This window comes from Oleiphilus sp. HI0067 (assembly GCF_001635735.1).
On sequence record NZ_LWFI01000521.1, the window covers coordinates 1 to 836 of the forward strand.

Here is an 836-nt window from a genome sequence, read left to right on the forward strand (position 1 = left end):
TAATCTATTGGGTACCCCAAGTTTAGGTGGGTTGTATTTAGATTTTGAATTGGATGGTTTAACAGAGATTAGTTCTAACGCCACAGCTTACGTTATTGATACGGCCTTTAGTTTAACGAATGGGCGTCTTGGTTATAGAACAAACGGAAATGAATTCTTTTTAGACGGTATGAGCATTGACTATATCGCGCCGGATGCCACGTTGGCTTATAACCCTACCTCTGGAAAATTCGAGTACGTAGCATCTCAAGTGGATCTTGAATTGCGTGCTGATGCCATACGATTAAGCACTAATGCCAACAATAATGGTGTGTCTAACGATGTAGATAGCGGAGTATTGCTGCCGAGTTACGGAAGTCTTTGGTCTAAGTTAGCGTTGAGTCAATCTATTCAGCTAGGTGCCGGTGGTCGGGATGGCGTAGAAGGCTTTAATTTGGATACTCAGGCAACAATTTCTAGTTGGGATTTGGCTTGGGGTGATGATACCGATTGGTCTGATATCGGATATTGGTTCGGCGCGTTAGGTGGTCAGGGCACGATTGCACTATCGAATTTAACTGTCGATGTGCTAGCGAGTGATCGTCATGCAGGACTCGAGTCGACACGCGATTATGGTGGTGGATTGCAACTGGGCGTTGATAGTTTGCAAGCGGCTTTGTTCTTTGATGCGGTTGTGCTGGGTGAGACCAAATCTAATATCGATGCTTACAAAGTCGATAGTGCTTTACCTATTAAGTCGTTGGGTAGTCTTGGCGTGAACTTACTGCTAGCCGATGGTGTCTATGACTCGGTCGAACGAACAAATGCAGTTGTTTTGCAGGCAGGTGGTAATGTCG

At 45.1% G+C, this 836-nt stretch carries 1 protein-coding gene; it reads left to right on the forward strand.

Features of this window, described 5'->3' with window-relative positions:
* Nucleotides 1-836, forward strand: an 836-nt coding sequence (locus A3739_RS29485; protein ID WP_197472107.1) for a hypothetical protein, incomplete at both ends; no start/stop codon positions are given.